Below are 1,527 nucleotides of genomic sequence, written 5' to 3'. Positions count from 1 at the left end.
TGATAGTAGAGAAAATAGATGTAAACACAAGTCATAAGGTGTAGTTATATCTGTGAGAGTGGTTGAGGAGGCTAGAAGACTTAGTGCTAGAATTGTGATGCATTTCATGGCTGTTGATGCACCCAGAATTAAGCACGTTGGAGATAGGTGATGGAGTCAAGAAAAACAAGAATAGGGTTCATTAGTGCCCAGATCATAACAGCTAGTATTCCCTCGGCTTTCTATAAACTAACCACTTCCTCTAATCAACGGGACGAAGGTCTTCAAGAAATTCTTAAAAATGTATTCGACGTCTCGGAAGTATCAATGAGAAGGGTATATTATACATCACTATCTCCTCTTAAACTATATCTCATTCTAGGACCGCTACTTTTTCTAAGAGCACTCGAAATAGCCTTAAAATCCGAAATAGTAGTGGCTCAGGGTTATCCTGACCTGCTAGGGGTCATAGCATCTTACGTTTCTAAGAAGTCAGGGAAAAGCAAAATATTCGTTATTAAGGATACTCATTGGTACTGGCCGTCCACGAGGGTTTCTAGGGTGTTGTGGCCGGTATACCTTTACTTCATAAAGAAAGCGGATATCGTAATTGTTCCAGGTAAAGCCTCATATGTCTTCTGGATTAGAAATGGTATTGACTGTAGCAGGATTAGTATCGTTCATTACTATTGGCTTGAAAGCACTATGAAAGAATGTAAATCTATTCCCACACGCTTGACAAAAATAAGGGAAAGAAGCAACGCGTTGATTCTTTACTTAGGAAGACTTATCAAGAAGCGAGGTGTCGATATATTGATTAGGGCCTTTGATAAAGTACGTAAGGAACAGCCAAATGCTACACTAATAATCGCCGGCTCCGGTCCAGACGAAGGGTACTTTAAAGAACTAGCTAGTAACCTAGGTTTAAAGAACGTAATGTTTTTAGGACCCGTAAAGGAAGACGAGAAACAATGTTTATATAGAATTGCTGATTTATTCGCCTACGTCCCCGTTAAAACAACTATACCTGAAGAATGGCCAATCCCCCCTCTTGAAGCAATAAGATCAGGGATCATACCCATTGTATCGGATATAGTTGGCTCCATACCTGATCTGAAACCTTACGTTATTATCGTTCCTGAAGGCGACGTAGATGCGCTTGCTCAAGCCATACTAAAGGTCCTAAGGAACTCAGAGGATATGAGATCTCCAAGGTTTAAGGACGAACTTATCAAGTTCGCTAATTCCATTAATCCTCAGGTTGTGCTAAGAGAATTCTTGTACACAGTGAAGAATGCTATAAAGATGAGGGGGATTAGGGCATAATGCTTAGTTTTATTCAGCTAGTAATAATTTATTCATCAATATTTATTGCGCTGTACTTCATTGTTGGCTACCTAGAGAAGAAGCTTGTAATTAATGGCCTGGTTAAAACGAATAAGTATTCGGGTAAAGTCCCGGCCATTGTAGTTATAACAGTCTTCATGCTATTAGCAACTCTTTATTGGATAGAGAACCCCAACTCTTATCCCAATCCTGATACATATG

At 39.6% G+C, this 1,527-nt stretch carries 2 protein-coding genes; both read left to right on the top strand.

Annotated elements, in window-relative coordinates; genetic code table 11:
- Window positions 1-150 precede the first annotated feature (150 nt).
- Entirely contained in the window at window positions 151-1,305 is a 1,155-nt protein-coding gene (locus ACP5KC_RS10625; protein WP_428287578.1) for a glycosyltransferase, read from the top strand.
- On the top strand, window positions 1,305-1,527 hold a 223-nt coding region (locus ACP5KC_RS10620), incomplete at its 3' end, for a hypothetical protein (RefSeq protein WP_428287577.1). The genes ACP5KC_RS10625 and ACP5KC_RS10620, both read left to right, overlap by 1 nt.

Origin of the sequence: Infirmifilum sp., assembly GCF_049970975.1 — an archaeon.
Lineage (GTDB): Archaea > Thermoproteota > Thermoprotei > Thermofilales > Thermofilaceae > Thermofilum > Thermofilum uzonense.
This window is presented reverse-complemented; position numbering and strand designations above follow the sequence as displayed.

What these genes read in the sequence shown, in the direction of transcription:
- ACP5KC_RS10625 (WP_428287578.1), top strand. Translation starts at nt 151, where the DNA reads ATGGAGTCAAGAAAAACAAGAATAGGGTTCATTAGTGCCCAGATCATA.